Here is a 1,804-nt window from a genome sequence, read left to right on the forward strand (position 1 = left end):
GCCGGCACGGCCGTGGCCGTGCATCCGGCGACGCCCGGACCGGGTGACGGGTCCAGGTACCCGGAGGACCGCCCGAACCTCTCGCCGGGCTGCACGTACCTGGGCAGCGCCGCACGTTTCCCGCACACCGAAGGCGCATTCGCCCGCTACGTAAACCTGCCGACGCGGATGCTGCGGGAACTGCCCGCCAAACTGCCGCTGCGGCGGGCCGCCCTGGTGGAGCCGGCCAGCGTGGCCTGGCATGCCGTCGCGCGGGCCGGAGACGTGGCGGGCAAGCGGGTGCTGGTCATCGGCTGCGGCCCGATCGGCGCCCTGATCATCGCGGTGCTGAAGCGGGCCGGCGCGGGCGAGATCGTCGCCGTCGACATGCACGAGAAGCCGCTGGACATCGCCCGGGAAGTCGGTGCCGGCCGCACGCTGTTGGCGACCGATGCCGAGGCTATCGCCGGGGTCGAGGCAGACATCTGCCTGGAGTCGTCCGGCAACCATCACGGCCTGGCGTCGGCCGTGCGCGGTGCGGCCCGCGGCGGCCGCGTGGTGATGGTGGGGCTGCTGCCCTCGGGCGAGCAGCCGGCGCTGATCTCGCTGGCGATCACCCGGGAGCTGGAGCTGGTGGGTTCCTTCCGCTTCAACGACGAGATCGATGAAGTGATTGCGGCGCTGGCCGACGGCTCCCTCTACGCGGACCCGGTGACCACGCACGAATACGCCGCGGCCGACGCCCTAGAGGCGTTCGGCATGGCGCGGGACTCGTCACAGAGCGGCAAGGTGCTGCTGCGGTTCAGCGACGCAGAGTAGCCGCCGGGGCGGTCGGTCCGCGCCCGGGATCTACTGTTCGGCAGGCGCCCTTCTCGAACACGGGAAGGGCGCCTGCTGAACAGTCGATGCGGGGGAATGGAGGCCTAGGCGCCGGGGGCTTCGAACAGCCGGGGCTCGGACTCCCAGACGCTGCGTACTTCCTCCACGGTCCGCCGCATGATCTGGTCCATCGCCGCCCGGGCCGCTTCCGGGCGGCCGGACTGGATGGCGTCCGCGACGTCGACGTGCAATTGCAGCGCTTCTTCGTGCGGGTGCGCCGGCATCAGCCCGTAATCGGTGCGGCCGCGCAGCACCTCGGCGATCATCGAGTGCATCTGCGCGAACATCTCGTTGCCGGAGGCCGCCAGCACCAGCGTGTGGTAGTGGATGTCCAGCTCCAGGAACTGCTGCAGGTCGCCGGCCCGTCCCACCGCCCGCATCTTCGCCGCGACGGCCATGAGCTCCGCCGCTGTGTCCTGCGGTGCATGCTGCGCGGCCAGCTCGGCGGCGGCCGGTTCGACGGCGGAGCGCAGCTCGGTCAGCGAGCGCAACTGCACGCCTTTGCCATCCCCGGCCAGGCGCCAGCGGATCACCGAGGGGTCGAACTTGTTCCACTGCTCCGGCGGCAGTACCCGGATGCCGATGCGCTTGACGGACTCGACCAGCCCCAGCGACTGCAGCACGCGCACGGCCTCGCGCAGCACGGAACGGGAGACGCCGAGCTCGGCCTCGAACTGCTCGGCATGCGCGGTGGCGCCGGCCGCCAGCTCACCGGAGACGATGCGCTTGCCAAGCGTCTCGACGACGAGGCTGTGCAGGCGCGAACTCATGCGCGCGGAAGGGTAGCGGTCACGCGTTCATTCTAGGGGGCCGGATGCGCACACCGGCTGTGTTGCGGGACGTTGCCGGCGCGAACCGGCGGGTACGTCAGGGCCTTCGCGGCGGCAGGATCGGCCCCGGATCGGGGAACGGGCCGGGCTGCGGTTGCGGCGGAAGCGGCTGGGGC

2 protein-coding genes are annotated in these 1,804 nt (G+C 71.7%); one reads left to right on the plus strand and one right to left on the minus strand.

Annotation, left to right across the window (positions count from 1 at the left end; genetic code table 11):
• On the plus strand, window positions 1–798 hold a 798-nt coding region (locus AC5RV2_RS17625; protein WP_494093405.1), incomplete at its 5' end, for a zinc-binding dehydrogenase.
• Window positions 799–902: 104 nt separating this feature from the next.
• On the opposite strand, the gene AC5RV2_RS17630 is transcribed toward AC5RV2_RS17625, so the two are convergent.
• A complete protein-coding gene (locus tag AC5RV2_RS17630; protein ID WP_494093406.1) occupies window positions 903–1,628 on the minus strand; it encodes a FadR/GntR family transcriptional regulator in 726 nt (241 codons plus the stop codon).
• Window positions 1,629–1,804: the final 176 nt, after the last annotated feature.

It is taken from the genome of Arthrobacter sp. Y3225116, from assembly GCF_059091245.1.

Coding starts and splice junctions, on each gene's coding strand:
- AC5RV2_RS17630 (WP_494093406.1), bottom strand. CDS start 1,628: ATGAGTTCGCGCCTGCACAGCCTCGTCGTCGAGACGCTTGGCAAGCGC.